Origin of the sequence: Glycomyces harbinensis (assembly GCF_900101745.1) — a bacterium.
In the GTDB taxonomy this organism is placed as follows: Bacteria; Actinomycetota; Actinomycetes; order Mycobacteriales; family Micromonosporaceae; genus Glycomyces; species Glycomyces harbinensis.
This window is the reverse complement of sequence record NZ_FNAD01000008.1, coordinates 127,345-151,941: the sequence shown is the minus strand read 5'-3', so window position 1 is coordinate 151,941 and position 24,597 is coordinate 127,345. Positions and strand designations below refer to the sequence as shown.

At 71.2% G+C, this 24,597-nt stretch carries 22 protein-coding genes and 1 pseudogene; 7 read left to right on the top strand and 16 right to left on the bottom strand.

Translation table 11 applies throughout. From position 1 onward, the window contains the following. Positions 1-36: 36 nt before the first annotated feature. Positions 37-684 carry a hypothetical protein gene (locus BLQ63_RS15010; RefSeq protein WP_091036499.1) on the bottom strand — a complete coding sequence of 216 codons (648 nt, stop codon included), beginning with the start codon at positions 682-684 and terminating at the stop codon, positions 37-39. A gap of 73 nt (positions 685-757) precedes the next feature. Between BLQ63_RS15010 and sigJ the strand changes: the two genes are divergently transcribed. Both sigJ and BLQ63_RS15000 read left to right on the top strand, forming a co-directional pair. Further along, positions 758-1,753, top strand: coding sequence for an RNA polymerase sigma factor SigJ (gene sigJ, locus BLQ63_RS15005; protein ID WP_218125283.1), 996 nt, complete (start codon positions 758-760; stop codon positions 1,751-1,753). Positions 1,754-1,776: 23 nt separating this feature from the next. After that, entirely contained in the window at positions 1,777-2,277 is a 501-nt protein-coding gene (locus BLQ63_RS15000; protein ID WP_091036493.1) for a carboxymuconolactone decarboxylase family protein, read from the top strand. Between the two features lie 245 nt (positions 2,278-2,522). Here the strand turns inward: BLQ63_RS15000 and BLQ63_RS14995 are convergent, their stop codons facing one another. From BLQ63_RS14995 to BLQ63_RS14980, 4 genes are all read right to left on the bottom strand, one after another. Next, positions 2,523-2,834 carry a DUF1416 domain-containing protein gene (locus BLQ63_RS14995; RefSeq protein ID WP_091036489.1) on the bottom strand — a complete coding sequence of 104 codons (312 nt, stop codon included), beginning with the start codon at positions 2,832-2,834 and terminating at the stop codon, positions 2,523-2,525. A 30-nt stretch (positions 2,835-2,864) separates the two neighbouring features. Continuing rightward, a complete protein-coding gene (locus tag BLQ63_RS14990; protein ID WP_091036485.1) occupies positions 2,865-3,716 on the bottom strand; it encodes a sulfurtransferase in 852 nt (283 codons plus the stop codon). A gap of 432 nt (positions 3,717-4,148) precedes the next feature. Further along, the gene (locus BLQ63_RS14985; RefSeq protein ID WP_177154947.1) at positions 4,149-4,871 is read right to left on the bottom strand and encodes an LmeA family phospholipid-binding protein; all 723 of its coding nucleotides are present in this window, start codon (positions 4,869-4,871) and stop codon (positions 4,149-4,151) included. A gap of 46 nt (positions 4,872-4,917) precedes the next feature. Further along, positions 4,918-5,943 carry a hypothetical protein gene (locus BLQ63_RS14980; RefSeq protein ID WP_143014912.1) on the bottom strand — a complete coding sequence of 342 codons (1,026 nt, stop codon included), beginning with the start codon at positions 5,941-5,943 and terminating at the stop codon, positions 4,918-4,920. A 382-nt stretch (positions 5,944-6,325) separates the two neighbouring features. On the opposite strand from BLQ63_RS14980, the gene BLQ63_RS14975 reads away from it, so the two are divergent. The 3 genes from BLQ63_RS14975 (at position 6,326) to BLQ63_RS14965 (ending at position 9,424) form a co-directional block, all read left to right on the top strand. Beyond that, complete coding sequence (locus BLQ63_RS14975; protein WP_091036471.1) at positions 6,326-7,048, top strand: winged helix-turn-helix transcriptional regulator; 723 nt, start codon at positions 6,326-6,328, stop codon at positions 7,046-7,048. Positions 7,049-7,340: 292 nt separating this feature from the next. Further along, positions 7,341-7,658: a hypothetical protein gene (locus tag BLQ63_RS14970; RefSeq protein ID WP_091036468.1), complete on the top strand. Its 318-nt coding sequence runs from the start codon at positions 7,341-7,343 to the stop codon at positions 7,656-7,658. A 5-nt stretch (positions 7,659-7,663) separates the two neighbouring features. Then, positions 7,664-9,424 carry a serpin family protein gene (locus BLQ63_RS14965; RefSeq protein ID WP_091036464.1) on the top strand — a complete coding sequence of 587 codons (1,761 nt, stop codon included), beginning with the start codon at positions 7,664-7,666 and terminating at the stop codon, positions 9,422-9,424. Positions 9,425-9,580: 156 nt separating this feature from the next. Here BLQ63_RS14965 and BLQ63_RS14960 read toward each other — a convergent pair whose 3' ends face one another. The 6 genes from BLQ63_RS14960 to BLQ63_RS14935 all read right to left on the bottom strand — a co-directional run bounded on the left by BLQ63_RS14960 (position 9,581) and on the right by BLQ63_RS14935 (position 17,588). Further along, a complete protein-coding gene (locus tag BLQ63_RS14960; RefSeq protein WP_218125282.1) occupies positions 9,581-10,666 on the bottom strand; it encodes an arabinan endo-1,5-alpha-L-arabinosidase in 1,086 nt (361 codons plus the stop codon). Between the two features lie 328 nt (positions 10,667-10,994). Further along, positions 10,995-14,060, bottom strand: a complete 3,066-nt coding sequence (locus BLQ63_RS14955) for a S8 family serine peptidase (RefSeq protein ID WP_091036457.1) — start codon at positions 14,058-14,060, stop codon at positions 10,995-10,997. 232 nt (positions 14,061-14,292) lie between these two features. After that, positions 14,293-14,889 (bottom strand): DUF1707 SHOCT-like domain-containing protein, encoded by a 597-nt coding sequence (locus tag BLQ63_RS14950; protein WP_091036451.1) that lies wholly within the window; start codon positions 14,887-14,889, stop codon positions 14,293-14,295. A 6-nt stretch (positions 14,890-14,895) separates the two neighbouring features. Continuing rightward, positions 14,896-15,333: a hypothetical protein gene (locus tag BLQ63_RS14945; RefSeq protein WP_091036444.1), complete on the bottom strand. Its 438-nt coding sequence runs from the start codon at positions 15,331-15,333 to the stop codon at positions 14,896-14,898. A gap of 306 nt (positions 15,334-15,639) precedes the next feature. Then, positions 15,640-16,485 carry a hypothetical protein gene (locus BLQ63_RS14940; protein ID WP_143014911.1) on the bottom strand — a complete coding sequence of 282 codons (846 nt, stop codon included), beginning with the start codon at positions 16,483-16,485 and terminating at the stop codon, positions 15,640-15,642. Positions 16,486-16,736: 251 nt separating this feature from the next. Beyond that, on the bottom strand, positions 16,737-17,588 hold the full coding sequence (locus BLQ63_RS14935) for a hypothetical protein (RefSeq protein WP_091036435.1): 852 nt from the start codon (positions 17,586-17,588) through the stop codon (positions 16,737-16,739). A gap of 466 nt (positions 17,589-18,054) precedes the next feature. On the opposite strand from BLQ63_RS14935, the gene BLQ63_RS14930 reads away from it, so the two are divergent. After that, positions 18,055-19,203 carry a hypothetical protein gene (locus BLQ63_RS14930; RefSeq protein ID WP_091036432.1) on the top strand — a complete coding sequence of 383 codons (1,149 nt, stop codon included), beginning with the start codon at positions 18,055-18,057 and terminating at the stop codon, positions 19,201-19,203. Between the two features lie 10 nt (positions 19,204-19,213). Here the strand turns inward: BLQ63_RS14930 and BLQ63_RS14925 are convergent, their stop codons facing one another. From BLQ63_RS14925 to BLQ63_RS14910, 4 genes are all read right to left on the bottom strand, one after another. Continuing rightward, positions 19,214-20,110: a class I SAM-dependent methyltransferase gene (locus BLQ63_RS14925; RefSeq protein WP_091036428.1), complete on the bottom strand. Its 897-nt coding sequence runs from the start codon at positions 20,108-20,110 to the stop codon at positions 19,214-19,216. A 135-nt stretch (positions 20,111-20,245) separates the two neighbouring features. Next, positions 20,246-20,950 (bottom strand): sensor domain-containing protein, encoded by a 705-nt coding sequence (locus BLQ63_RS14920; RefSeq protein ID WP_177154946.1) that lies wholly within the window; start codon positions 20,948-20,950, stop codon positions 20,246-20,248. 165 nt (positions 20,951-21,115) lie between these two features. Then, positions 21,116-21,532 carry a hypothetical protein gene (locus tag BLQ63_RS14915; RefSeq protein WP_091036422.1) on the bottom strand — a complete coding sequence of 139 codons (417 nt, stop codon included), beginning with the start codon at positions 21,530-21,532 and terminating at the stop codon, positions 21,116-21,118. 495 nt (positions 21,533-22,027) lie between these two features. Further along, entirely contained in the window at positions 22,028-22,762 is a 735-nt protein-coding gene (locus BLQ63_RS14910; RefSeq protein ID WP_091036418.1) for a DUF7873 family protein, read from the bottom strand. Between the two features lie 376 nt (positions 22,763-23,138). Here BLQ63_RS14910 and BLQ63_RS14905 point away from each other — a divergent pair, with 376 nt between their 5' ends. Beyond that, the gene (locus BLQ63_RS14905; protein ID WP_091036415.1) at positions 23,139-23,876 is read left to right on the top strand and encodes a hypothetical protein; all 738 of its coding nucleotides are present in this window, start codon (positions 23,139-23,141) and stop codon (positions 23,874-23,876) included. 312 nt (positions 23,877-24,188) lie between these two features. Here BLQ63_RS14905 and BLQ63_RS29970 read toward each other — a convergent pair. Continuing rightward, positions 24,189-24,554 (bottom strand): annotated as a pseudogene (locus BLQ63_RS29970) (GNAT family N-acetyltransferase); the annotation flags it as partial. Positions 24,555-24,597 lie beyond the last annotated feature (43 nt).

Below are 24,597 nucleotides of genomic sequence, written 5' to 3'. Positions count from 1 at the left end.
GCGCCGAAGAAGCAGGGCACCGGTGGACGGCCGCCGCTACACGCAGCCGCCGGTCGTCTCGTGGACGCGCATCGGCTCCGCCTCGACCGGCTCGGTCCAGCTCGACAGGCGCTCACCGCCCGGGCAGTCGACCGCACCGAACTCCCACGACTCGGCGGCGTCTATCGGCGGGTCCGGGGTGAAGGACCCCACCGGGGCCTCGATCGGCCGGCAGCCCGTGACCGCCTGCACCGCGACCGGCTCGGACCAGCGCCCGCCCGCCGGGTCCGACCCCGGGGCGTTGACGCGCAGACCGATGAAGCCCTCGACGTCGCCCGACCACGACGCCTCCTCGGCGCCCTCCGTCAGCACCCGCAGCGCATAGGTCTCGACCAGCGCCTCGATCTGGTCCACCGTCGCCCCCGAGACCTGGAGCGTCCGCTCCAGCGACAGGCCCGGGCGCACCGGCGTCACGTCGCAGGACTCCGCGTGCAGCGGCCCCGCCGCCAGCACCGCCGCGCCCGTCAGCGACCCGGCCGCCGCCCCGAGCACCGCGTCCATCGCCTCCCGCGCCCCGGCCGCGTCCACCTGCTCGCTCACCGTCGCCCGCGACCCCGCGAACGCGAGCGCGACCAGCAGCACCGCCCACACCGCGACCGCGGCCCGCAGACGGCGGCGCCACCGCGCCGAGACGTTCGAGAACACGCCTGACAGTCTGCCCTACGGCTTTCGCGCGATGCCGGTCACAATCCCTGACGGGATGTCACACTCTTGAACCATGCCCCGTCCACCCGACATGAACGAGCCCGAAGCGCACCGAACCACCGAAGCGGGAAACGCAGCGACCGGGCCGCGGCGCGGGGCGCGCGGCGGAGACCGGGTTCCCGGAGCGGGAACCGCCGAGGAACACGCCCTTGCCGAGTTCGCCGCGCTCCGGCCCCGCCTGGTCGGCGTCGCCTACGGCCTCCTCGGCTCCGTCGCCGAAGCCGAAGACGTCGTCCAGGACGCCTGGATTCGGTTGCAGCGCAGCGACATCGAAGCGATCGATGACCTCACCGGCTGGCTCGTCACCACCACCTCCCGCCTCGCCCTCGACGTTTTGCGCTCCGCCCGCACCCGCCGGGAGGCCTACGTCGGCCCCTGGCTCCCCGAACCAGTCGAAACCGCCCCCGATCCGGCCGACACCGTCAGCCTCGCCGACGCCATGTCCTGGGCCATGCTCATCGTCCTCGAAACGCTCAGCCCCGCCGAACGGACCGCATTCGTCCTCCACGACGTCTTCGGCCTCACCTTCGACGAAGTCGCCGCCGCCCTCGGCCGCAGTGCCGCCGCCTGCCGCAAGCTCGCCAGCCGCGCCCGCGAGCACGTCGAAGAGCGCCGCCCCCGCTTCGACGTCGACCCGCAGGCCCACCGCGCCGTCGTCGAGGCCTTCGCGGCCGCGGCCGGCACCGGCGACCTCGACCGCCTCCTCCGACTGCTCGATCCCGAGGCCGTCATGATCTCCGACGGCGGCGGCATCGTCAGCGCCGCCCGCAAACCCATCCACGGAGCAGACAGGATCGCCCGCTTCCTCGCCGGCGTCCACGACAGGACCCCCGAGCGGACCTTCAGGTTCGCGCTCATCAACGGCTCCGCCGCACTCCTGGCCGTCACCCGCGGCCAGGTCGACGGCGTCATCGCCCTGGGCGTCGAGAACGGACGCGTCGCCCGCATCGACTACGTCCGCAACCCCCACAAATTCCACGGCCTCCACACCACCGGGGCCGCGACATAGCACCGCAAAGGAAAGGAACCGACATGGAACCCCGACTCGCGTTCACCGAGACCGAGTTCGCCAAGCAGTACTACAAGAACATGCTCGCCAACGAGAAGCTCTTCCACGAAGGCCCGGTCGCGCACCGGACCATGGAACTGGTCAAACTGCGCGCCAGCCAGATCAACGGCTGTGGCTACTGCGTCGACATGCACTACAAGGACGCCGTGCACGGCGGCGAGGACCCCGAGCGGCTCAACCTGGTCACCGTCTGGCGCGAGGCGCCCGCGTTCACCGACGAGGAGCGGGCCGCGCTGGCCCTCGCCGAGGAGTCCGCCCGCCTCGCCGACAACCCGCACGGCGTCACCGACGAGACCTGGGAGGGCGTGCGCAAGCACTTCGACGACGAGCAGATCGCCGCCCTCGTCGCGATGTGCGCCCAGATCAACGCCTGGAACCGCATCAACGTCACGCTGCGCAACCCGGCCGGCTTCTACGACCCGGCCACCAAGGCCGCGCGCTACAGGAACCACGACAAGGCCTGAAGCACCGCATCGGCATCGCCCCTCCGGCCGGCGGAGGAGCGCCGATCGGGCAGCTGCGAGTGGCCGCGAACGGCTGCGCCGACGACGGCCTGCACCGGGGTGGGCGGGGAGGGGGAGGGGCCCCTTCCCCCGTTCGGAGCCAAGGCAAAGGGCGGGGCCGCATCTGCGGCCCCGCCCTTCAGACTGGGATACGAGCTGAATCGCCCCGGTCGGTCTCAGCGCCGGTGCGAAGGCACCGGCAGGCGTTAACGGCTGACGGCCAGGCTGGTCTCGTTGAGGCCGCGCGCGGCCTCGACTTCACCGGTCGCGTCGCCGTAGCGCGAGAGCGCGCGCAGCGTCCACTTCCCGGGTGCGGCGAAGAAGCGGAACTGCCCGCCCTCGCCGGTCACGACCTCGGCGGTGAACTCGCCGGTGCCGTCGAGGAGGCGCACGTACGCCCCCTGGACCAGCTCGCCCTCGTCGTTGACGACCGTGCCGGTGAGCACGGTCTCCTTCTCGAGGTCGACCGACGCCGGCAGGGCCGCGTCCTGATCGGGTGCAGCGCAGCTGTCAGACATGAGGTGTTCCTTTCCGTACCGTCGCCGGTGCTACTTGGTGCCGGGCTCGTCGCCGAGCGCGATCGGCACGCCGACCAGCGAGCCGTACTCGGTCCAGGAGCCGTCGTAGTTCTTGACGTCCTCGTAGCCGAGGAGCTCGCGGAGCGCGAACCAGGTGTGGCTGGAGCGCTCGCCGATGCGGCAGTAGGCGATCGTCGGCTTGGACTCGTCCAGGCCCGCCTCGTCGACGTAGAGCTCGCGCAGCTCGGCCTCGGACTTGAACGTGCCGTCCTCGTTCGCGGCCTTGCTCCACGGCACGCTCAGCGCGGTCGGGATGTGGCCGGCGCGCTGGGACTGCTCCTGCGGCAGGTGCGCCGGGGCCAGGAGGCGGCCGGCGTACTCGTCGGGGGAGCGCACGTCGATGAGGTTCTTGACGCCGATCGCGGCCTCGGCCTCGTCGCGCTTGGCGCGCAGGCTCCAGTCGAGCGGGCCGGCGACATAGCTCGTGGCCGGGCGGTTCGGGACCTCGGTGACGACCTCGCGGGCGTCGAGCTCCCACTTCTTGCGGCCGCCGTCGAGGAGCTTCACGCTCGAGTGGCCGTACAGCTTGAAGTACCAGTACGCGTAGGCCGCGAACCAGTTGTTGTTCCCGCCGTAGAGGACGACCGTGTCGTCGTTGCCGATGCCGCGCTCGGACAGGAGCTGCGAGAACTGCTCCTGGTTCACGAAGTCGCGGCGGACCGGGTCCTGGAGGTCGTCCTTCCAGTCGATCTTGACGGCGCCCTTGATGTGGCCGCTGTCGTAGGCGGAGGTGTCCTCGTCGACTTCGACGAACACCACCCCGGGGGTGTCGAGGTTCTCTTCCGCCCAATCGGCGGTGACCAGCACGTCTTCGCGAGCCATGGCAGTTCTCTCCTGAACGTTAAAAGGAATGACTTGGGTTCTGTTCCGGAGCGTGCCCAGGGTGGAGCGGTGCGGTCGCTGCGATGTCGCAGCTGAGCAGGATTCGTTCAGGGAGGAAGGTCCCGAACTTGTCAGCCGATACGACGTCCCGGTTCGCATCGCGTCAGAAGGCGATGAGGATCGATGAATCCGGGAGGTCTTGCTCTTGAGTTCGCGCACGCTGGGCCGCAATGCGGCGACTGTCTCCGGGCCGTGTGGGCCGGGCGAGTCGCCTAGGGCATTCGACAGAGCGTGGTCGCGATCATGCAGTAGTCGATCGCGCGCCGCTTGGTGAGCATCGGCTTGCGCATGGGCAGAACGCTAGCAGACTTCCCGGCCCGAATCCACACCCGTTCTCGCGATGCGGACACTCCTGGGGACCGTGCGTGACCGTCAGGTCAGGACGACGTCCTCGGCCGAACCGGAGATGACGACCTCGTCGCCCTCGAACGCGAGCTCGACCAGCTGGATCCCGTACGGCAGCTCCGGCAGCGTCACCGAGGTGGTCAGCTGGGCCGCGTAGTCGTCGATGAGCGGCTGGATCTGCTCGGGCAGGCCCGAGGTCAGCGACTCGACCGCGTCCGGCGTGAACCGCAGCTCGCCCTCGCCGACCTCGATCGCACCGGTGGCCTGGAGGTCCACCGAGACGCCGCCGACCTCCTCGGTGCTCGTCACCGTCGCGACCCCCTCCTCGTCGATCGCGAGGTCGAAACCGGTCTGCTCCGCCATCAGCGCCTCGATCGACGCCACCGAGATCGACCCGCTCACGTCGAGGGTCCCGGCGACCGCGTCGCCGCCGTCCGCCAGCTCGCGCCAGTCCGCGGCCACGTCGCGCGCCTCCATCGCCAGCGACGGGAACACCAGGCCCTCGGCGCCCACGTCCCGCAGGTCGATGTCGATCTGTTCGAACTCGCCCGACCACGCCTGCGTCGCGAACGGCCAGCCGTGGATGGTCACCTCCGGACGCTGATCGGAGTAGGCGCCGTTGTCCGCGGCCGTCGCGGCGACCTCGTCGGCGATGCGCCCCTCCGCGAGCGCGTTCGCGACCCGGTCGCCCAAGGCGGCCAGGGCGACGACGATGACCAGGACGATGAGCACGCGGCGGAAGATCTTCACCAGGGGTTCTCCAGGGAAAGCGGGGGACGGGGCGTCAGCGGAGGTGTCAGTCGATCATGTAATACGCGGACAACAGGTACACGACCGGCCCCGTCACCGCGAACGCCAGCAGCGGCCCCGCCGCGTTCACCACCGGGTTCGGCGCCGTCCCGGCCCCGTCGATGCGCCGCGACGCCGACATGTACCCGCACGCCAGATCCGACAGCACCGCGATGAGCGCCACCAGCAGGCCCCCGATCGCCGCGTGCGAAGGGTCCGGGCCCTCGATGACCAGCCCGGCGTACGCCGCCGAGGCCGTACCGCACATCGTGCCGATGACGATCCCGAACGCGCCCCGCGTGACCTGCCGGTTGATGCGCGGATCGGGCATGACCAGGTCGACCGCGCGGGCCGCCAGGATCGCCGTCCCGGCCGCGACCACCGCCGAGTACATCGCCGGCGGCGCCGAACCCAGGCGCGACAGCGCGATGAAGCAGGTGTACCCGCACACCGCGACGCACAGGAGCATCGTGAACCCGAGGCTCTCGGTCGCCCCCGAATGCTCGCGGCGCAGCAGCTGGCCCACCACGGCCGCCACGAACGCCAGCGCCAGCAGCACCGTGATCGGCAGCAGCGACACCGGCGTCCACATGACCGCCGCCGCGTCCGCGGCGAGCGCCAGGCCCGAGGCGACCGCGAGGGTCACCCAGGCGCCCTGGACCTTCCGCACCCACGTCACGAGCGCGACCGTCGCGATCTGGAGCACCGCGATCCCCGCGGCGTACACCGGCCGCTCCATCTGGGCGCCGAGCACGAGCCCGGCGCTGATGACGATCGTGACCGCGAGGGCCGGAAGCCGGTGCAGCAGCGGAGGACTGGGCGGCGGGAGGGTGTGGTCCTCGCGCCCGTCGGGCCCGGTGGTGCGGTAGGAGCCCGTGTCCGCGCCGGCGCGGGGGTGCGCGCCGGCGGCCCGCCGGCGCTCGGTGCGGGCGGGCTCGGTCTCGGGGAGGGTCGCGCCCCAGGCGGGGTCCTCGGAAGGCGCCGGCGCCTCGGGTTCGTAGCCCCAGGTCTCGTCGGGTCGGCTGTACGACACGAGCACAGCCTACGGCAAGCCCTCTGTGCACTGTTCACCTTCGATGGGGCGTGCGCGGGGTGTCGGCCGGACCGCCCGGACGGCCGCACCGGTCGCGGCGCCGCTGAGCGCGGGGAAGGGCATCGGCGCCCGTCGATCGGTTCGGGCCGTGGCGAAAAGACGGCGCACATGAGCACTTCGTGTCGATTCGGTGAACGGCGCTTGTCCCACATCCTGCATCGGGCCGTCTCGCATGGTGAGGTTTCGCCGCGGTGACGCTGGTCTTTTAAGTGGTGACCGTTTACACTTGGCCAGGACTCCACCTACCGCATGTAAGCCCGCCCGTCGCCGAAGCCGGGAAGAGCGATAGTCGCGTGTGCTCACCTACCAGCGGAGGACTGCTGTGGAAATCCTGATCCTCACTTCCAACCCCGTTCCGGAGTCCCCTGAGTCGATCCTGCCGTCCCTGGAGCTCCTGCCGCACCGCTCGCGCTACGCGGGCCGTGACGTGCGGGCCCTGCTGAGCGGCCCGAGTCCTGACGCGGTCATGGTCGACGCCCGTTCGGACCTGGCCGACGCGCGCGCCACCTGCCGCGTCCTCCAGGCCACCGGCCTGACCGTCCCCCTGTTCGCCATCGTCACCGAGGCGGGTCTGGCCGCGCTCCAGGCCGACTGGGGCGTCGACGACTTCCTGCTCGCCTCCTCGGGCCCGGCCGAGGTCGAGGCGCGCCTGCGCCTGGCCACGGGCAAGCCGAACGCGGCCACGGCCGCGGGCCCGGCCGTGATCCGCGCCGGCGACCTCACGGTCGACCCCGACACGTACGCGGCGAAGCTCAAGGGCACCCCGCTCGACCTCACGTACAAGGAGTTCGAGCTGCTGCGGTTCCTGGCCCAGCACCCCGGGCGCGTCTTCACCCGCGAGCAGCTGCTGCGGGAGGTGTGGGGCTACGACTACTTCGGCGGGACCCGCACCGTGGACGTCCACGTGCGGCGGCTGCGGGCCAAGCTCGGCAGCGAGTACGAGTCGATGATCGGCACCGTGCGCCAGGTCGGCTACAAGTTCGTGGCGCCGCCGCAGGACCACGTGCGCGAGACCGAGCCGGTCCCCGAGAGGGTCGACGCGTAGTCGTTCGCGCATTGGAGTGACGCAAGGGATGGGTCCGAAAGGGCCCATCCTTTTTTGTTTCCAAAGTTGACAGAGCGACTTGTGTTCTTACAGGGATTGCAGTCGATCATTGTGCCGGAATCGAGTCGCGGACACCGATCGGATAAGGAATGTTTACCATCTTATACCCATCGGATATTCAGTCCTAACCGGACAAATGTGACAACTCTCCGTACCCATGGGGTTGCGCAGGGTGGATAGAATTGAGTTCGCTTTGGACCCCCATCCTCTCGCCATTTTGGAGTGTGACCCCGTGTCCGATCGCGCTGTCGACGCCGAAGCCCTCGCCGAGTTCCGCGAAGTCGCCCAGGGCCGCTTGGACCATCTCGATACGCTCATCGAACGGCTGCGCCACGGCAACGAACTGGGCGTCGAGCCCGGGTTCGGCCTGCTCGACAGCGCCGTGTCCGCACGCGAGGCGTATCGCGAGTTCCACCGCCTGACCTGGACCAACCTCCAGGATCTACGAGCCGACCTGGCCGGCATCATCGCCACCGTCGACGGCGTCGCCGAGCGCGCCGTCGAGACCGACGACGAGTCCGCCGCCTACCTGTCGCGAACCAAGGACTGATCGCCATGCCGGAGACGCAGACCCCCACCCAGGACCCTGAGCGCACTGACGACGACGCCGTCGACAGCACCGACGCACCCGACGAGGATCAGGACGACCAGGACGACGGCCCCGACCAGGGCGACCCGGACGGCCAGGACGACGACCAGCCTGAAGACCAGGACGACGGCCAGACCGAGGACCCCGACGACGACCCCGACGACGAGTCCGACGATGACCCGGACGACGAGTCCGAGGACGAAGAGTCGCAGGAGCCGGACGACGAGGACGACGACGACAAGGCCGGGCGCAACCGCGACGACGAGGACCGCGCCGGCCGCGACCGCTACGAGCGCGAGGAGTGGGAGCAGGGCGCGGCGCCCGACGACTCCACCGTCGTGGAGTACCAGCGCCTCGACGCCGAAGCGCTGTTCCTGTCCGGGCGCCCCTGCTCGGACCCGAACTGCCAGAACACCCACAACCCGGCCGAGGACGCGTGGATCAAGCTCGTCTCGGCGATCCCGGTCGCCGGGCAGGTCGCGAGCCTCACCGTGGTCACCACGGGCACGCCGGCGCCGAGCCAGGACGACATCCGGACGCTGGTGAACGAGGTGCGGCCCGACGAGCCGGACAAGTACGCGCTCAGGGAGGTCAGCGCGCACTGGCAGACCTTCAAGGAGGACTTCGACGCCGACCCCGAGAGCGGGATCGCCCCGAACCTCAAGGCCTCCTTGCGGACGCTCTCGGAGCACTGGAAGGGCGCCGACTTCGACGCGTTCGCCGAGCAGGTCGAGATCGTCATCGGCAACTGCGCGACCGTGAGCGACGACATCGGCGACACGTCCTCGGGCGCGGTCGGCCTGCTGGAGCAGAAGGCCGACGAGTTCTACGGGCTCCAGGGCGGGGACTCGGGCGAGCTGCCGTATCCCGCGCCGCTGTACTGGATCTCCGACATGGAGCAGCTGTACACCGACCCGTTCGTGCACGTGCGGCCCCCGTTCTCCAACGGGGACTGCCAGATCACGGCCGGGTGCGACAACGACGGCGGCCTGATCGGGGCCCTGCTGGAGCTCGGCGGCTTCAACAAGGACTATGTGGACGAGGTCTCGGACTACGTCGAGAACCAGACCGAGTACTACCTCAACAAGGGCAAGAAGCTCGACCCGCCGACCACGCCCGAGCAGGCCGCGCTGTGGGCGCAGGCGGACGCGAACAACAACATCAGCGCCGACGTCAACGCCGGGGTCGAGGACTACGACTCGCGGTCCCAGATCGCGAACGAGGACGTCGTCAACCGGTGGGAGAACGCCGAGGAGTCGGCGGGGACCTTCACGCCGGAGGCGCACCCGTCGAACCCGTCGAACTTCCGCGAGGCCGGCGACATGCTCGCCGGCTCCTACTCGGGGCTCGACGCGGGCTCGAACGGGTTCAACGCCGGCGACGAGCCGCCCGGAGGCGGCAGCGGCGCGGGCGGCGGCCTCGAGCCCCCGGGCGGGGGCGGCGCCGGCGGCGGTCTGGCCAGCGGCTCGACCCTCGGCGGCGGCGGCTCGTTCCCGGTCGGCGCGGCCTCCTCCACCGGAGAGGGCGCGGGCGGCGGCTCGGGCGCCGGCTCGGGCTCGGGCGGACGCGGCGCCGCAGCTGGCATGGGCGGCATGATGGGCGGCGGCGCCGGGGGCGGGCGCGGCATGGGCGGCGACCAGCCGTCGGAGGGCGAGCACTCCGACTGGCTGGAGGAGGATCAGGAGATCTGGGGCATCCGCGACATCGACGAGGACCCGTACGCCTGAGTGCCGTTCGGCGGAAGCGAACGGCGGGGGCCGCGATCCAAAAGGATCGCGGCCCCCGCTTCGTCGCCGCCCGAAGGCGCTTCGGACCCGCCGGACTGAATCGTCAGGCCGTGATGCGGTCCCCATCGGACGGCCGGGGGTGCCTCGGACGGTGTGTCAGCTCCCGTCGAGGACGGGCCAGCCGGACTGCCACTCGACGGCCTCGATGCCGAGGTCGAAGTGGCCGTCCTCGTGGTAGGAGTGGTAGGCCATGAGCCCGTTGGCGATCGACTGGCCGCCGGTCGCCACGTAGTCGCCGTGGGCGCCGAGCACGAGGGTGCCGCCGCCGTCGGTGAGGGCGACGCCGTCGGCGTCGGTGAACGGGCCGGTCGGGGAGGTAGAGCGGCCGACGCGGATGTTGTAGGTCGAGTCGGCGCCCGCGCAGCAGGCGTCCCACGAGGTGAAGAGGTAGTAGTAGCCGCCGTGCTCGACCAGCGAGGGCGCCTCGATGCCCGCGCCGCCGCGGCCGGCGACGTGCACCGGGCTCGCGCCCGACTTCACTTCGCCCGAGGGCCAGTCGAGTTCGAGCATGTAGATGCCCTGCCACCAGGAGCCGTAGGCCATGTAGTGGCGCCCGGCGGCCTCCAGAACGGTGGGGTCGATCGCGTTGTACGGGTCGCCGGCGTTCGACTCCCAGACCTGGCCCTCGTCGACCCACTCGTAGCCGTCCTCGGACGGGTCGAGGGTCGTGTTGGTGGCGAGGCCGATGACCGAGCGCTGGTTGCCGAACGTCGAGGCCGAGTAGTAGAGGTAGTAGCGCCCTTCGTCGGCGTCGTGGAAGATCTCGGGCGCCCAGAGGTTGTCGACGCCCGGGACGGCCTCGGTGAGCCAGTCGGGCTTGACGTCCCAGACGGTGTCCACATACGACCATGTGGCGCCGTCGTCGGTGGAGGTGCGGATGGTGACGTTGCCTTCGCCGAGCGGGCCGTAGCCGGTGGCGAAGACGTACCAGGGCTCGCCCTCTTCGCAGGGGGCGAACAGGCCGGGGTCGTGGGCGCCGAGGTCGCCGCCGAGGGTGCCGGGCGCATCGGCGACGCAGGTCTGCTCGGCGTGGCCGTTGCCGTGCCCATGGCCGTGTCCGTGCCCGTGGCCGCCTCCGCGGCCCGGGTCGGCGAACGCGTTCGCCGAAAGCGCCGTCAGGCTCGCGGCGGCGATGCCGGCCGCCGCGAGCGCGGCGATGAGGGAGGTGCGCTTTCGTTTCATGCTGGACCTCCTTGTCCAAGAATCGATGGATTGAGACGGGTCGATGTTAACGGAAACATGACAGGAGGTCAATCGATCGGGTGAATCCTCCACCGGCCCTGGCAATCCGGGGCGATTCCTGTCGGACCCCCCGGAGAGGATCGCCGCAGACCACGGTCCCCGGGTGGGTGGGGGTTAGGGATGGTATACGCGGCCCCGCAAGCGAAAGCACGGCCCGTGAGCTCCGCACGCTCCGCACGCGAAAGCGCCCGCCGCATCGGCCGACCATCACTGGTCCGACCGACGCGGCGGGCGCCGCGATTCGCTCAAGCCCTCAGGCCCGAACCCTTCAGGTGCTCACGCCCACGACCGTGGACCCGATCGACTCGCCGTCGGCGGCGTACTCGACCGTCCCCAGGTAGCGCGAACCCTCCGTCAGACCCGACCACGCCAGATCCAGCGAGAAGTCGCCCGCCAAGGTCACGTCCTGCTCGGCCGGGGCGACCGTGAGGTTCCCCTCGTCCGAACCCGGCACCACCCACGCGTGCAGCGTCGCCTCCAGCGGCGAGGGACCCGCCCACTCGTCGACGAACACCACGAACGTGTAGCCGCCCGGCAGCGTCACCGTCTCGTTCGAACCGCCCGAAGCCGAGTTCGCCACCAGCGTCAGCGAACCGTCCGCCTCCTTGACGTACACGAACAGGTCCAGGTCGGTCCCGGTCGGGTGCTCCTCGTCGAACGTCGCGAAGCGCACCAGCGCCGCGTCGGCCGGCGTCGTGAACTCGTACGAGACCACGTGCGAGTTCTCCTGCGGGTCGTCCGCGGGGAACGTCCCCGAGTCCGGATCCGTCAGCGTCGCCGTCTGCACGTCCGAGGCCACCAGGCCCGTCGCCGAGGCGCTCAGCGAGCCGTCGAAGCCCGCCACGCCGTCGATCTGGGCCGAACCCGAAGCGCCCGTGTACGACACCTCATCGGCCGCCGCGAGCTGCGTCGGCTTCACCACGATCGGCGAACGCACCTCGTGGACCGTCCTGGTGCCCTTCTTCTCCACCCAGGTGACATCGCCGAACGCCCACTCGTCGAACGCCGCGTCAGTGCGCGTGATCGTCAACGTGTACGTCGCCGACTCGCCCGGCTTCAACGTGAACTTCTCCGTGTCCACCGACACCTCGAAGCCCGCGGGCGCCGTGATGTCGGCCTTGTACGTCGACTTCTTGTCCGACGCGTTCGTCACCGTCCGGGTCACTTCGTACGTGCCCGTCAGCTCCGCCACCGTGATCGACGGGTAGTTCAGCTGCGACGGCTCCATCGAACCGAGCGCGTCGCAGTTCGACTGGATCTTGTACGCCTCCGGCGTGCCGCAGATGTACTGGATCCACTCCACCGGCGTCGACTCGTACACCAGACCCGGGTCCAGCATCTCCAAGCCGTCCGCGTGGCCGGCGCCGAAGTCGAACGGCGTCGCGTCCTCCGCGCCGCGCTGGATCGGATCGCCGTTCTGGTCCTCCTGGTACGCGGTCGTCATGATCGCCGACTTGATCGCCGTCGGCGACCAGTCCGGGTGCGCCGACGCCAGCAGCGCCGCCAGACCCGCGACGTGCGGGCTCGCCATCGACGTGCCCTGGTTCGTCGCGAAGTCGTTGCCCGCGTGGTTGTCCGGGGTCACGCCCGCCACGATCTCGACACCGGGAGCGGTGATGTCCGGCTTCAGCAGGTTCTGACCCGCCGCCAGCGCCGGGCCGTTCGACGAGAACGCCGCCATGCTCGGCGCGTTCTGGTCCTCGAGCTCCGACGTCTCCACCGAGACCTTCGGGTTGCCCTTCGAGTCGACCCACTCCTGGAACTCCTGCCCGTCCGTGTAGGACAGCGACAGCACCGGGACCGCCTGCGAGGTGACCGTGGTCGCCGGCCCCCGCTCGAACTGGTCGACCACGATCAAGGCGACACCGCCCGCGGCGGCCACCTGGTCCGCGTTGTCGGAGAACAGGTTCCCGCGAACGCAGACGATCGCGAAGTCCTCGGTCTTCTCCGGGTCCAGCGTGCCCGCGTCGCAGCGCGCCGCGGCCTCGGGATCGGTCCCGTCATAGGCGGCGTCCACCGCGTTCTTGACGTACCAGGTCGCCTCGCCGACCAGCCCTGCGGCGTCGACCTCGTCGCGGCCGAACTCGAGCTCGGTGCGGAAGGTCTGGTCGTGCGTGGAAGCGGCCACCGTGGTCACCCACGGCTCCTGGTGGTCCACCGTCGAGGTGGGGCCGTCGTTGCCGGCGCTGGCGGCCACGAAGACCCCCGCGGCGGCGGCGTTGAAGAACGCGATCGACACGGAGTCGACGAATTCGGGCGTGCCCGTCGAACCGATCGAGAAGTTGATGACGTCGACGCCGTCGGCGACGGCCGCCTCGATGCCCGCCACGAGGTCGAGACCGGAGCAGCCGCCCCAGCAGACCTTGTAGGCGGCGACGCGCGCGGCGGGGGCCAGGCCGGAGAACGTCCCGACCTTCTCGCCGTCGACCTCGACCTTGGTCTTGTAGTTGCCCGCGGCCGTGGTGGCGGTGTGGGTGCCGTGGCCGTCGGAGTCGCGCGGGGACGCGTAGCCGTTCACGGAGACGCCGCGGGCGTCGAACCAGCGGGCGCCGATCAGCTTGTTGTTGCACTCGATGTTGCCGGCCGGGTCCTCGTCCTCACCGGTGACGCACTCGCCGTTCCACTTGGCGTCGATGGTGGCCTGGTCGGGGCGCGGCTCGGAGAGCGGTGCCAGCGACGGGTTCTCCGGCCAGATGCCGGTGTCCAGGACGCCGACGATCACGCCTTCGCCGGCGCGCTTGGCGGAGCCGAACTCCTCTTCCCAGGCGCCGTTGTTGCCCGAGACGTCGAGGAAGCTGGTGGTGTCGACCGCTTCGGTCGTCTGGTAGATGACGTCCGGGATGACCGCGAGGACGTCGTCGCTGGCGGCCAGTTCCTCGGCCTCGTCGGCGGTGAGGTGCGCGGCGAAGCCGTTCAGGACCGTGTCGTACTCGGCGAGCGCGTCGACGTCGTGCTCGGCGATGACGTCGGAGCGCTCCTCGGCGAGGAAGTCGCTGTACTCCTCGACCGCGCCGGCGCTGAAGTCGATGGTGTCGCCCTCGGCGGGGGCGGTGGCGTCGAGGCCGGACTGGCCGCCCTCGTAGGTCGCGATGGGGTCGGCGGCGAGTTGGACGACGTAGTAGCCGTCCTCGTACTCGACGGGTGCGGACGCTTCCTTGAAGTACTGCGGGGTGATCTCGGGCAGCGCGGGGGGCTCTGCGGCGGCCGGGCCGGCGGCGGTGGTGAGCGCGGCGACCACCAGGGGGACGGACGCGGCCGCCAGGACGGCTCGGGTGCCTGATCTGGCGCGCTTGGTCGTGCGCCGTCTCAGGAGACGGGGGGACGGAGATCCCATACGATGAGCTCCTCTCAAGGGGGAAGAGCGCCGCCGTGGGTGGAGTTCGGGTCACGGGTCGCGAGCTAGCCGTGACTGCGGCGCACGGAAAAGAGCCTATTGCGAGCAAGGTTCGGTGTAAACCCTCATATGAGGAGAATGCCGGTATCAGGCATGACTGTTATGCGGCCGTTACATTGGACGTTCCGCGATATGGATATTCAGTGAATGGCGGGTGCCCCGGCTCGGCCGTTCACCAGCGCCACCAGAGGAAACGGTGCTCGTAGCGGATCGTGACCGAACTGGCCTTGGCGCGTCCGGAGACGGCGAATCGAATTCCCGAGGCTCCCTTGTAGGAGGCCTTATTGTTCATTGAACTGGCGATCACTTCGGTGTCGTCGTCGGCCGCGTAGGAACCGGCGGGGAGCACGACCTCCAGTGACGAGGCCCAGAGGTTCAGGTCGATGTCGACCCGGCCGGAGGTGATCGTGGCGTGGCGGAGGTCGAGCTTGACGGAGCTGGCCTTGGCGTCGACGATGATCTTCTGCGGGACCAGCCAGTCGCCCTTGCGCTCCACGGAGGAGGCCTTGGGGGCGAGGCGGAGCTCGGTGGGCGCGCCGGCGGGCGCGGCGCTCGCGGGGGCGGGGACGGCGAGCGCGCCGGCGGTCTCGGGCAGGTCGACCAGGAGGCGCTCGACCTCGCCGTAGGTCCGGGCCTCGTAGGCCTGGCGGGTGCGGTCGGCGAACTCGTCGAGGTCGAGGCGGCCCTCTTCGGTGGCGGCGTGGAGCTTCGCGATGATGGCTTCGCGCTCGGCGTTGGAGACGCGCATGTTCGGGTCGGGCGTGGCCATGTCGTTTTACCTTCTCGTCGGACCGGGGTTGAGACGCCGCGGCCGGCGCACGAGCCCGCCGTTGCACCATTCGTGGTAGTCGAACAGGTCCGGCTGGCGGATGAGCGCTTCGGTGTTGGCGGCCCACAGTCCAACATACTGGTCGCGCGACTCGCCCGCCTTTTCGAGGAGCCGGTCGACGCGCTTGCGCGAGTGGACCCGGAACTTGGTCCGCACGGCGTCGCCCGCGTAGATGTAGAGCACGTGGAGGGCGAAGGAGCGCTTCGGGCAGGTCGCGTCGGCCGCGAGGTCGAGCCAGGTGTCGACGAGCTCGTCGGTGGCGAGGGTGAGGTCCCACTGGCGGCCCTCGGGGGCGACCGAGTACGGGTCGAGCGCCCAGTCGCGGATCTCCTGCGGGGTGGGCACGGCAGGGCGCGCGAAACCGGTGAAGGACCCCTCCGCCACGTGCGCTCCCCGGACTCGAACAATGCTCGCACCGATCCTAGCCCGGCCGCGCCCGATTCCCGGTCCGCGATTTCACCTCCTGGACCTCCTCGCGCCTACCGCTCCCGGGGCCCTCCCCCCCCGCCCCCCACCCCACCCCTCTCGTGATCGCCCACCCGCCGCAGCCCAACCCGAGCCGCTCCGCGCCCCGTCCGGCGGAGTGCCCGATGCGCGATCGGGCCTGCGGCTTCGCGGACCCGCGTTTCGCGCGTCTCGGGTCGCGGTGGGGCGGGCGGCGCCGCCCGCCCCACCGCGCAGTCACTGCCGCTACGGCATCAGTGCCATGCTCACCGCCTCGATGCGGGCGTTGATGTCCTTGAGCTGGTTGGCGTCCGGATCCCAGCCCCGTTCGAGGAGCAGGTCCCTGAGCCGGAGCAGCCACGGCCCCGGATGCTCCATCACGTCAGAGGCCGTCAGGACCACGACCTCCCAGCCCAGGTTGCGCAGCACCTGATGCCGCCGGCGGTCGCCCGTCTCGGCCTCCAGGCCCAGATGGGTGCCCATGCGGTCGTACTCCGCACCGACCCGCCAACGCTCCCAGCCGAAGTCGAGGAACTTCGACCGGCCGTTCGGAGTGCGCACCCGCAACTGCGGGACCGGCGTGGGCAGACCGGCGTCGCTGATCAGGCAGCGCGTCCAGGACTCCATCGGCGACTCCGACCGCGGATCGGCCGCCAGGAGCGTCGCGTTCGCCCGGCGCAGCCGGTCGCCGTGCACCGGTTCGAGCGCGGCCGCCAGGGCGCCCCCGTCGACACCCGCCCGCAGGAGCTGGTCGGCCGCGGCCACCGCCTCCAGGCGCGGCAGGTCCGCCGCGCAGTCGACCAGGGTCCGGGCGAGCGTGGTCACCGGAAGCCCGTCGACCACCGTGATCTCGGCCAGCGGCGGATCGGGCGAACTCTCGACCGGCCAGTCGCGCTGGTCGGCACCCGGTGGCAGGACATCGAAACCGTGGATCCAGGCGGCCGTGCGACCGGTCGCCACCTGGCTGAAATCGGCCTCGAAGGCGGCCTCGAAGCGCAGGAGCAGATCCTCCCCGGCGCGGGAGCCGTCCTCGTCGCCGGCCGGCCGGCTCATCGTCGCGGTGCTGCTGCGGTACATCGGTAGTTGCGTCATATGTCAACTGTGCCGACTCGGCTACATACCGTCAACAACTTCTTTTCGGCCTGTGGATAACTTCCCGTCGGGAGCAAGAAATCGCAGTTCAACCGCTGTGGGCGAAGCAAGCGGGCGCGACCGGCCCCGGTCGCGTCCCCGAGCGGGCGCGACCCGTCCGGCGCATGCGAAAGCGGTGCGGGGCGCCTCCTGAAAGGAGGCGCCCCGCACCGCTTCGAGAGGTCGGCCCGCGTCCGCGGGCCGCCGCGTCGTTACTCGGGAGCTCCGAAGACCACGTCGCAGAGCTTCCAGGCGCCGTCTTCCTCGACCGCCGTGAAGGTGTAGCCGGTCGACAGGTCGTCGACCGAGTCCGGCGCGAGGTCGTCGTACGTCCAGCCGGCCCACGCCTGGACCGTGCCGTCCGCGTTCTCGCGGGCGATGCCCCAGTGGATGAAGTTGAAGCCGAGGCCCTCGTTCTCCACCTCCCAGTCGACGTCGCTCTGCATCGCGGACGTCGGGTTCGCGCACACGACCGACTGCAGCAGCTCGTTGTCGTCGTTGTCCGAGGAGAGCCGGTACGCGATCGCGGCGCCCTCAGGCGTGTTGACGTCGTAGTCCTCAGAGCTCACCGCCGTGCCCCAGCCTTCAAGGGTCCCGGTCGAATCGGCCGAAGGCTCCTCGCTGGCCTCGGGCGTCGGCTCCTGGGACGGCTCGTCCTCGGAGGCCTCCGCGCTCGTCGCCGGGTCGGTGCCGCCGCCCGCGTCCGGGTCGCCCTCGTCGTCCGTCAGACCGGGGATGATCAGGACTGCGGCGACGCCGAGGACCACCACGATCGCGACGATCACGCCGAGGATGATCCCGAGGTTGTTCCCCGAGTTCGGCTGCGGGATCGGCGGGGGCAGCACCGAACCGGGCGCCGTCGGGTAGCCCGGCTGCACGCCGACCTGCGGCGGATAGCCCGGCTGGCCGGGCTGCTGCGAGTACTGCGGCGGCTGCTGCTGGTAGTAGTTCCCGGGCGGAGGCGTGCTGCCGTACCCCTGCTGCATGTAGGGGTCGCTGGGCTGCTGCGGCTCGGGTTGCAGCTGGTACTGCGGGTTCTCGCCGCCAGGGGGCGGATACGTCATCGCTCTCTCACGCCTCGTCTGCTCGGATGGGATCTTCCTGAAGGCCCACGGCACAGGGCCCCGCAACGGGTCGCACACTGAGCTTCAAGAGCACTCCCACGCTGGTCGGGCTGGTGAACGGGTCTCACCGGGGGTCGATTCCGATCGTACAGGCCCCTGGCGACAATGTGGCACCCGCGAAAGACCAGGTCCAGGCCCCGAACGACCGCAACGGTCGCATTCCGGCACGAACCGCTCGCCGCCCGAGAGGCCTCACTCCCGGCCACGGACCCGTCGCACACCCTGTGCGACGACGATTCCCCCTGTGGGACTACGCTTTATGCCCCGGCACTCCGCACGCGGCCCCGCCATCCCGACGCCGGGGCCGCGCACGACGCCGCGACGGGCCTCCCGCCGCGACCCGCGGCGGAGCCGTACGAGAAGTTCTGGCAGCAACAGAGACACGCTCCTACCCGAGGTTCAACGTATGGCGAACGCCGACGCAATGCAGCTGTGGACCCTCCGTTTCTCCGCCGTGCTCGCACCCGTCCCGGTCGTCGAGCTCATCGGCGTCAACCGCCTCTGGGGCTACGGCCTCCTCGGCCCCGCGATAGCCGCGACCTGGGCCACCTGCCGCTGGCAGCGCCGCCGCCAGCTCGCCCGGCTCCGCGACGACCCCCCGCCGCCGAAGGCGCCCGCCGCCCGCACCGCCTTCTGGGGCCAGGCCGAAGGCGAGCCCACCTTCGGCGCGGCCGTCTCCGCCTCCGTCGACGCCGCCGCCGACCCCGGCACCCCCGCCGAGCGCCGCGACCGCGCCATGGGCAGCCTCGTCGCCTCCGTCAAGAACGAGAACATCGACACCGACCTGCGCATCCAGCTCATCCAAGACCTCGTCGACCTCGGCGGCGAGGACATGGCCGTGCGCCTCTCACCCGTCGCCACCGACGCCGAAGTCGATGTCGAAGTGCGCCTCGAAGCCGCCGAGCACATGAGCCGCTACCAGCGCGACGCGGCCGCCCGCGCCCTCGAGCTGATCGCCGCCGACGCCGCCGTCCCCGACAGGCACCGCCTCGACGCGGCCAGCGCCCTCGTCGACTGCGCCGCCCGCCCGGCCGGGGTCGCGCTCATGCAGCTGGTCACCGACGACTCCGTGAGCGAGTACGTGCGCCACAGCGCCGCGAACGCGCTGCGGCGCGTCAACCGTTCGGCGGCGGCGCTGGCGCTGCGGCACCTGGCGAACGCGCCGATGGTGACGTCGCGGCTGCGGATCATCTGCGCCGAGCAGCTCGCCGACGACTGCGTGGCCGACGCCGAGGACGCGCTGTGGCGGCTCATCAAGGGCGTCGAGGCGGTCATGGACCACCATCTGGGCATCGATGCGGCCGAGGCGATGTACGGGATCAGCCCCGACGTGGGGGTCGAGGCGTACTCGGTGCTGGCGGTCGACGGGTGCTTCCACTGGTCGGGGCGGATCGAGGCGGCGTACCGGCTCGGGCGGCTCGGGATGCGGGACGGGTTCGACCTGCTCAGTGACTTCGCGTGCTCGGAGAGCCTGGAGGACGCGTACGGGCTGGCCGCGCTGGACCGGTTGTTCCAGTTGGAGATCGAGTCGGGCACGCTCGAGGCCGACGACTGAGCCGGGACGGTTACCGGGGTCTGACGGCGGTGTAGACCGTGTCGACGCCCAGCCGGTGGAGGTCGCGGCGGTGGCCGAGCCACTCGGGGCGGTCGGGGTCGAGCAGCCGCGCCCAGGCGGTGCGGTCTTCGGCGCTGAGGTAGTGCTCGAACCAGCCGACCTTGGCGGCCAGGGCTTCGAGGGCGTGTTCGAGGTCGGTGCCGGTGAGCGGGGCGGGGATCGCGTCGAGTTCGTGGAGGCCGCGGGCTGCGGTGAGTCCGGCTTGTTCGAGGGCGAGGTTCCAGCCGTAGGGGAGCGGCACGGTGCCGTGCTCGTCGCCGCCGTCTTCGAGGCGGCGGGAGCCGGCTTCGATGAGGCGCAGTTCCAGGCCGGGCCGGCCGGTGCCCAGGTGCCAGGGGAGGTATTGGACGGCGGTGCCGCCTTCGCCGATGGCGATCGTTCCGCCGGGGGCGAGGAGGGCGGCCAGGTGGTCCAGGGCCGCTTGGGGGTCGGTGGCGTGGTGGAGGACGTGTCCGGCCCAGATGAAGTCGGCGGGGGTCTCGACGGCGGCGGTGAGTGCGGCGGGGTCGTCGACGGAGGCGAGGGCGGTGCGCACGGGGGTGCCGCGTTCGGCGGCGCGTTCGCGGACGAGGTCGATCATCGCCGGTTCGGCGTCGACGGCGGTCACCTGCGCGTCCGGGAGGGTTTCGGCGAGTGCGAAGGCCATGGAGGCGGCCCCGCAGCCGATGTCGGCGGCGGTGCGGGTGCCTGGCGGGGCGAGGCGGGCGGCGCGGCGGCGGTACCGGTCGGTCTCGGCGTCGGCGCGTGCGCGGAGCCGGGGTGCGGCCTCGGCGAAGTCGAAGGCCGCCGAATGCGCGTGTCCGCCGTGTGATCCCTGGTGGTCGCCGGGCTGGTGCGGTGCTGCCATGCGGCTCAACCTATCACCGGTTGAGAACCGTTCCCGGTGGAAGAGTCGGGTGCGGCGGGGACGGCGACGGCCCCGCCGCGGTGGCGGGGCCGTCGTGGTTCTTCAAGTCGCGCAGGGTCGTTCGCGGGCCGCCGTCTAGGCGGACAGGCGCTCCTGGACGCGGGTGACCTCGGTGTCGATCTCGGCGGCGCGGATCGGGCCGTAGGGCGCGTCCGGCTCCGAGAGGGAGGCGAGCAGGCCCCGGCCGAGCCCGGCCTGCGTCAGGGCCAGGCCCCGCAGCACCAGCGGGAGGAGCAGGGCCATGACCAGGCCGCCCAGGAGAGCCAGTGCCGACAGTGCGGCGTAGGAGTCGCCCCAGCCGAGCCAGCGGGTCGCGTGCTCCAGGCCGTCGCCTTCGCCGGTGGCGCGGCGGATGACCCAGGCGTACAGGGGGTAGGTCAGCGAGGCGATGGTCGCGGCCCACCACGACAGGGCCACGACGAAGCCGAGGATCGCGAGCGGGAAGTTCACCAGGCCCCACAGGAGGTTCATCCACGACTGGCCGTCGCCCAGCGGCGTCAGGTACCGGCGCAGGGCCGAGGCGTTCTCGGGGGCCCGCTTGTAGCGGGGTGCGGTGATCGGGCGGTTGAGGACGGCCGAGAGCTGACTGCGGCCGGCGGCGGCGAGGCCGCGCATGGCGAACAGCGTCGCGGCGAGGATCGGCACGCCGACCCACACGACCGCGGTGCCGATGCCGGCGGCGAAGCCGGTGACGGTGATGACGAAGGCGGGGAGGGCGATCGGGAACGCGGAGAGCAGGTAGCCGGAGTCGGCGCCGAGCTGCTTGAAGATCTTGTTCATGTGCTCAATACTCGTCCGCCCGGGGCGGTTCTTCGAGCCGGTGAGCAGGCATTTCGATGGTAGGGCGGGCCCTACCGGCATTGTCGGGTCCTCCTGCGGCGCGCCCCGCACTCGGGGTTCGGCGGTGCCCGCGGTGCGCTCCCGCCGGGCGCCGCGGTCCGGTCGTCAGGCACGGTACGCCCACCACCGGTGCTCGAACCGGGCCGGGACCGGGACCGTGCGCGACAGGAAGCGCTCGTCGAGCGGTTCGAGGAGGCGTCGCAGCTCGCGGGCCTGGCGCGGTGGGAGGCGGTGCGCCGTCCGTTCGAGGACCTCGCGCGACCACGTGCCGCATGAGGGGCAGGGGCACGAACCCGCCCCCGTGCTCAGCTGCCGTACGGGTCGGTGGACCCACCGCCGCCACTGCGTGAACGCCTGGGCGATGTCGCCGGGAGTGAGGCGGGCGTCGGCGTGTTCGAGCCGCACGACGGCGGCCTGGAGGGCGCCCGAGGCGCCGGGGATGCGGGGGAGGAACGTCGCCCGCCAGGGGGAGAGGCGGCGGGGCTGCTGTGCGCGTACCCGCGCGGGCGGCCTACGCGGCATCGCCCTTTCTGTAGTCGTCCATGCCGACCATTATGGGGCCGAGGCGAAGCGGGTGCAACACCCTTGTCCGCGGCGCGTGCGCCGGAGACGGAGGTGCGGCCCGGGTCGTTGACCTCGACACCGGGCCGCCATGTGCCACATAGTGACCGCTGCGGACCTTGACGGTAGCCACTGAATCTGCTGCTAGCATCGTGCTCTGCCATTGAGCTACCGCCGCATGTGGTGCGGCGGGGAGGACTCGAACCTCCAGCCCCGATGTCAAAAGGGAACTACTCGCGGTACCGCGCGGCGTGGCGAATGCTGAAGCTGGAGCGAGAGTCTGAGTTTTCGCGGTGCGCCTCTACCGATTGGGCCATTCGACCGGCCGGTCTAGCCGGAGAAGGGGGACTCGAACCCCCAACACCACCGCGTTCTGCTACGACTTGAATCTCAGTTTCAGCGTCGTCGGCGCTTGCGCGCCACCCCTGTCGCTCAAAACAGGGGGGTTCATGGGTTTCAGTCGCCCAGCAGGTAGCCGAAGACCTTGTCGCCGATCTTCTCATCGACGACCTCGGTCGCGTTGGCCTCCTCCCGGGCGAACTTGACGGCGGTCTGGAGCCGGTCCAGGCGGTCGGCGAGCGTCGCGACGCGCTTGGCCGGGGCCGCGCCCGAGAACTTCACGGTGGTCCAGTAGCCCACCGGGATGTCCTCGTAGTACACCTCGACCTGCGCGGGGTGCTTCTCGGTCGCCTCGGCCTTGACGTGGTTGCGCGGGACCTTCTTGGTGCGCACGGTCTTCACCGGGTCGGTCGCGAAGCTGTCGGCGGCCTCGTTGAACGTCCACGACTCGCCCGCGTCCAGGACCGGCAGCGACTTCACGAGGGCCTGCAGCTCGCCCAGCTGCTTCTCGAGGAACAGCAGGTAGGTGACGGGCATGTCCGCGACCAGCACCTCGCCGTCGACGACGATGTCGGCCGTCGCGAGCGCGTTCGTGCGGTCCTTGGTGGCCGTGACGTCGAACAGGCGCGTCATCGCCGCCGAGACCTCGCGCAACTGGTCCTCGACCCGCCGCTGCACCTTCGTCGACTCGGGCGGCAGCTGCTCGCCCTCCTCGTCCTTGGGCTGGTAGGTCCGGGAGATGCCCGACAGGAGCGGCGCCTTGGCCAGCTCGCGTCCGGCGTCGCCGAGCGCGCGGGCGGCCTTCGCCTTGACGCTCTTCTCGATGGCGATGATCTGGTTCAACTTGGTCACGGGCTGCCCTCGCTTTCGGGCTCCACCATAGAGACCGCGCGCCACCGCCCGCAACGCGGCAGGCGCGCCGCCCGTCGCGGCCCGGCCCCGGTGGCGCCGAGGTGAACGAGGGGTGTTTCGAAGCCGCCGATGCGGGTAGACGGGCGGGGCAGGGGAAGGTGTCGCTCCACAGGCCCGCCGCACCGCGGAGGGACGAACGTGACAACGGGTCTTAAGATGGATGACTGCAGGCCGAGCGCGGTACCGGACGCCTCAACGGACCGGACCGCAGCAACGGGACGAAGCGCTGCACACCAGGCGCGGGAGCGTCCGCGACGCCGGCAGCGCTGACGCGAACGACCACCGCCAGGGGACCGGTGGCAGGACGGAGGGCCTGATGATCACGAGACTGGCCGAGTCACTCGGCTACCGGGTGCTGGAAGTCGAAGACGGCGACGGCACGCTCGCGATCGGCGGCCACGACGGGGCCAGCTCGCTGAGCGTCGGCTGGCGGCCGCTCATCGTCGAGGGCTACACCGGGTCGGGGTCGATCGACCGGTTCGCGATCCGCACCCGCGACGCCGGCCTGCGCGGCGCGCTGCGCACACTGCGCGCACTGCTGCGCAAGCCCGTGGAGAACGCCGACCCCGTCGAACTGGCCCGCCCCATCCTGGGCCTGCTCCAGCCGGGCCACTACGGGGTCCGCGTCTGGCCCGACGCGAACGTCCACATCGAACCGTTCGGGGAGAACGGGTCGGCCTGGTGGTACCCCGACGAGCCGATCGGCACCGAAGGCACCGCGATCATCCCCACCGACCTGTGGCCGCCGCACGACGCGGACACCCTGGACGCCTACACCGCATCGATCGAGCGCGGAGAGCGCCCACTCGCCGTGACCCTCAGGTCCGAGCCGCCCGGCGACGAGGAGGACTGCGCCGCGTTCCTCCTCGACGGCCACCACAAGCTCGCCGCCTACCGCCGCACCGGCATCCGCCCGCACTTCCTCGACATCGCGCGCCTCGCCGACCGCCGACCCTGCGCCCCCGGCGACCTGCGCGACGTCATCGACGGCGACGCGAAACTCGAGCAGTCCGCCGCGAACCTCATGCGCTACCTGGAGGACAAGCAGCGCTAAGACGCGCCGCCCCAACGGGACGCCGCCGGGGCGGTCGGCCGCCGCGAACAGCGCCCCGGCCGCGGCGTCGACGGGCCGGCGCCCTTCCGAGGCCTCCAGGTTCTCGCGCAGGAACACCCCGATCGGCGCCCCCGCCACCGAACCCCCGACCGTCACATACTCGGGCGCGACGTGCAGGGCGAGCAGGAGCATCCCGTGGACGCGCCGGGCCGGACCGCCGATCCCCGGCTGAAAATAGGGCAGGTCCAGGACCTTCGCGCCGGCCCGCTCGTAGAACGCGAGCCGGCGGCGCGGATCGCCGTGCATCTCGTGGACCGGGCCGTTCGGGTCCTCGATCTCGGCCAGCACCAGGCACGGCGCGAAGCGGTCCCGCCACGCGCCGACCGCCTCGGCCAGGACGCGCCCGCCCAGCCCGTGCCCGCGGACCGCCGGATCCACCGCCAGGTACCACAGGAGCACCACCCTCGAACCGGCCGACCAGCGGCCGAACGCGGCCGCGACCGGCGTCCCCTCCGGGTCGAGCACGGCCAGGAGGCTCCCGGCGCCCTCGGCCAGCGCCGCCTCCAGATCACCCTCGCCGACCAGCTCGTCCGCGGGGAACGCCGGGACCAGCAGGCGCGCGTAGACCTCGCCGAGCAGCCCGCCCGGGCGCGTCAGCTCCACCGTCGTGAACTCCATGCGGCCGAGTATGGCAACCGGGGCGCGGCCGGGCGGCGAATCG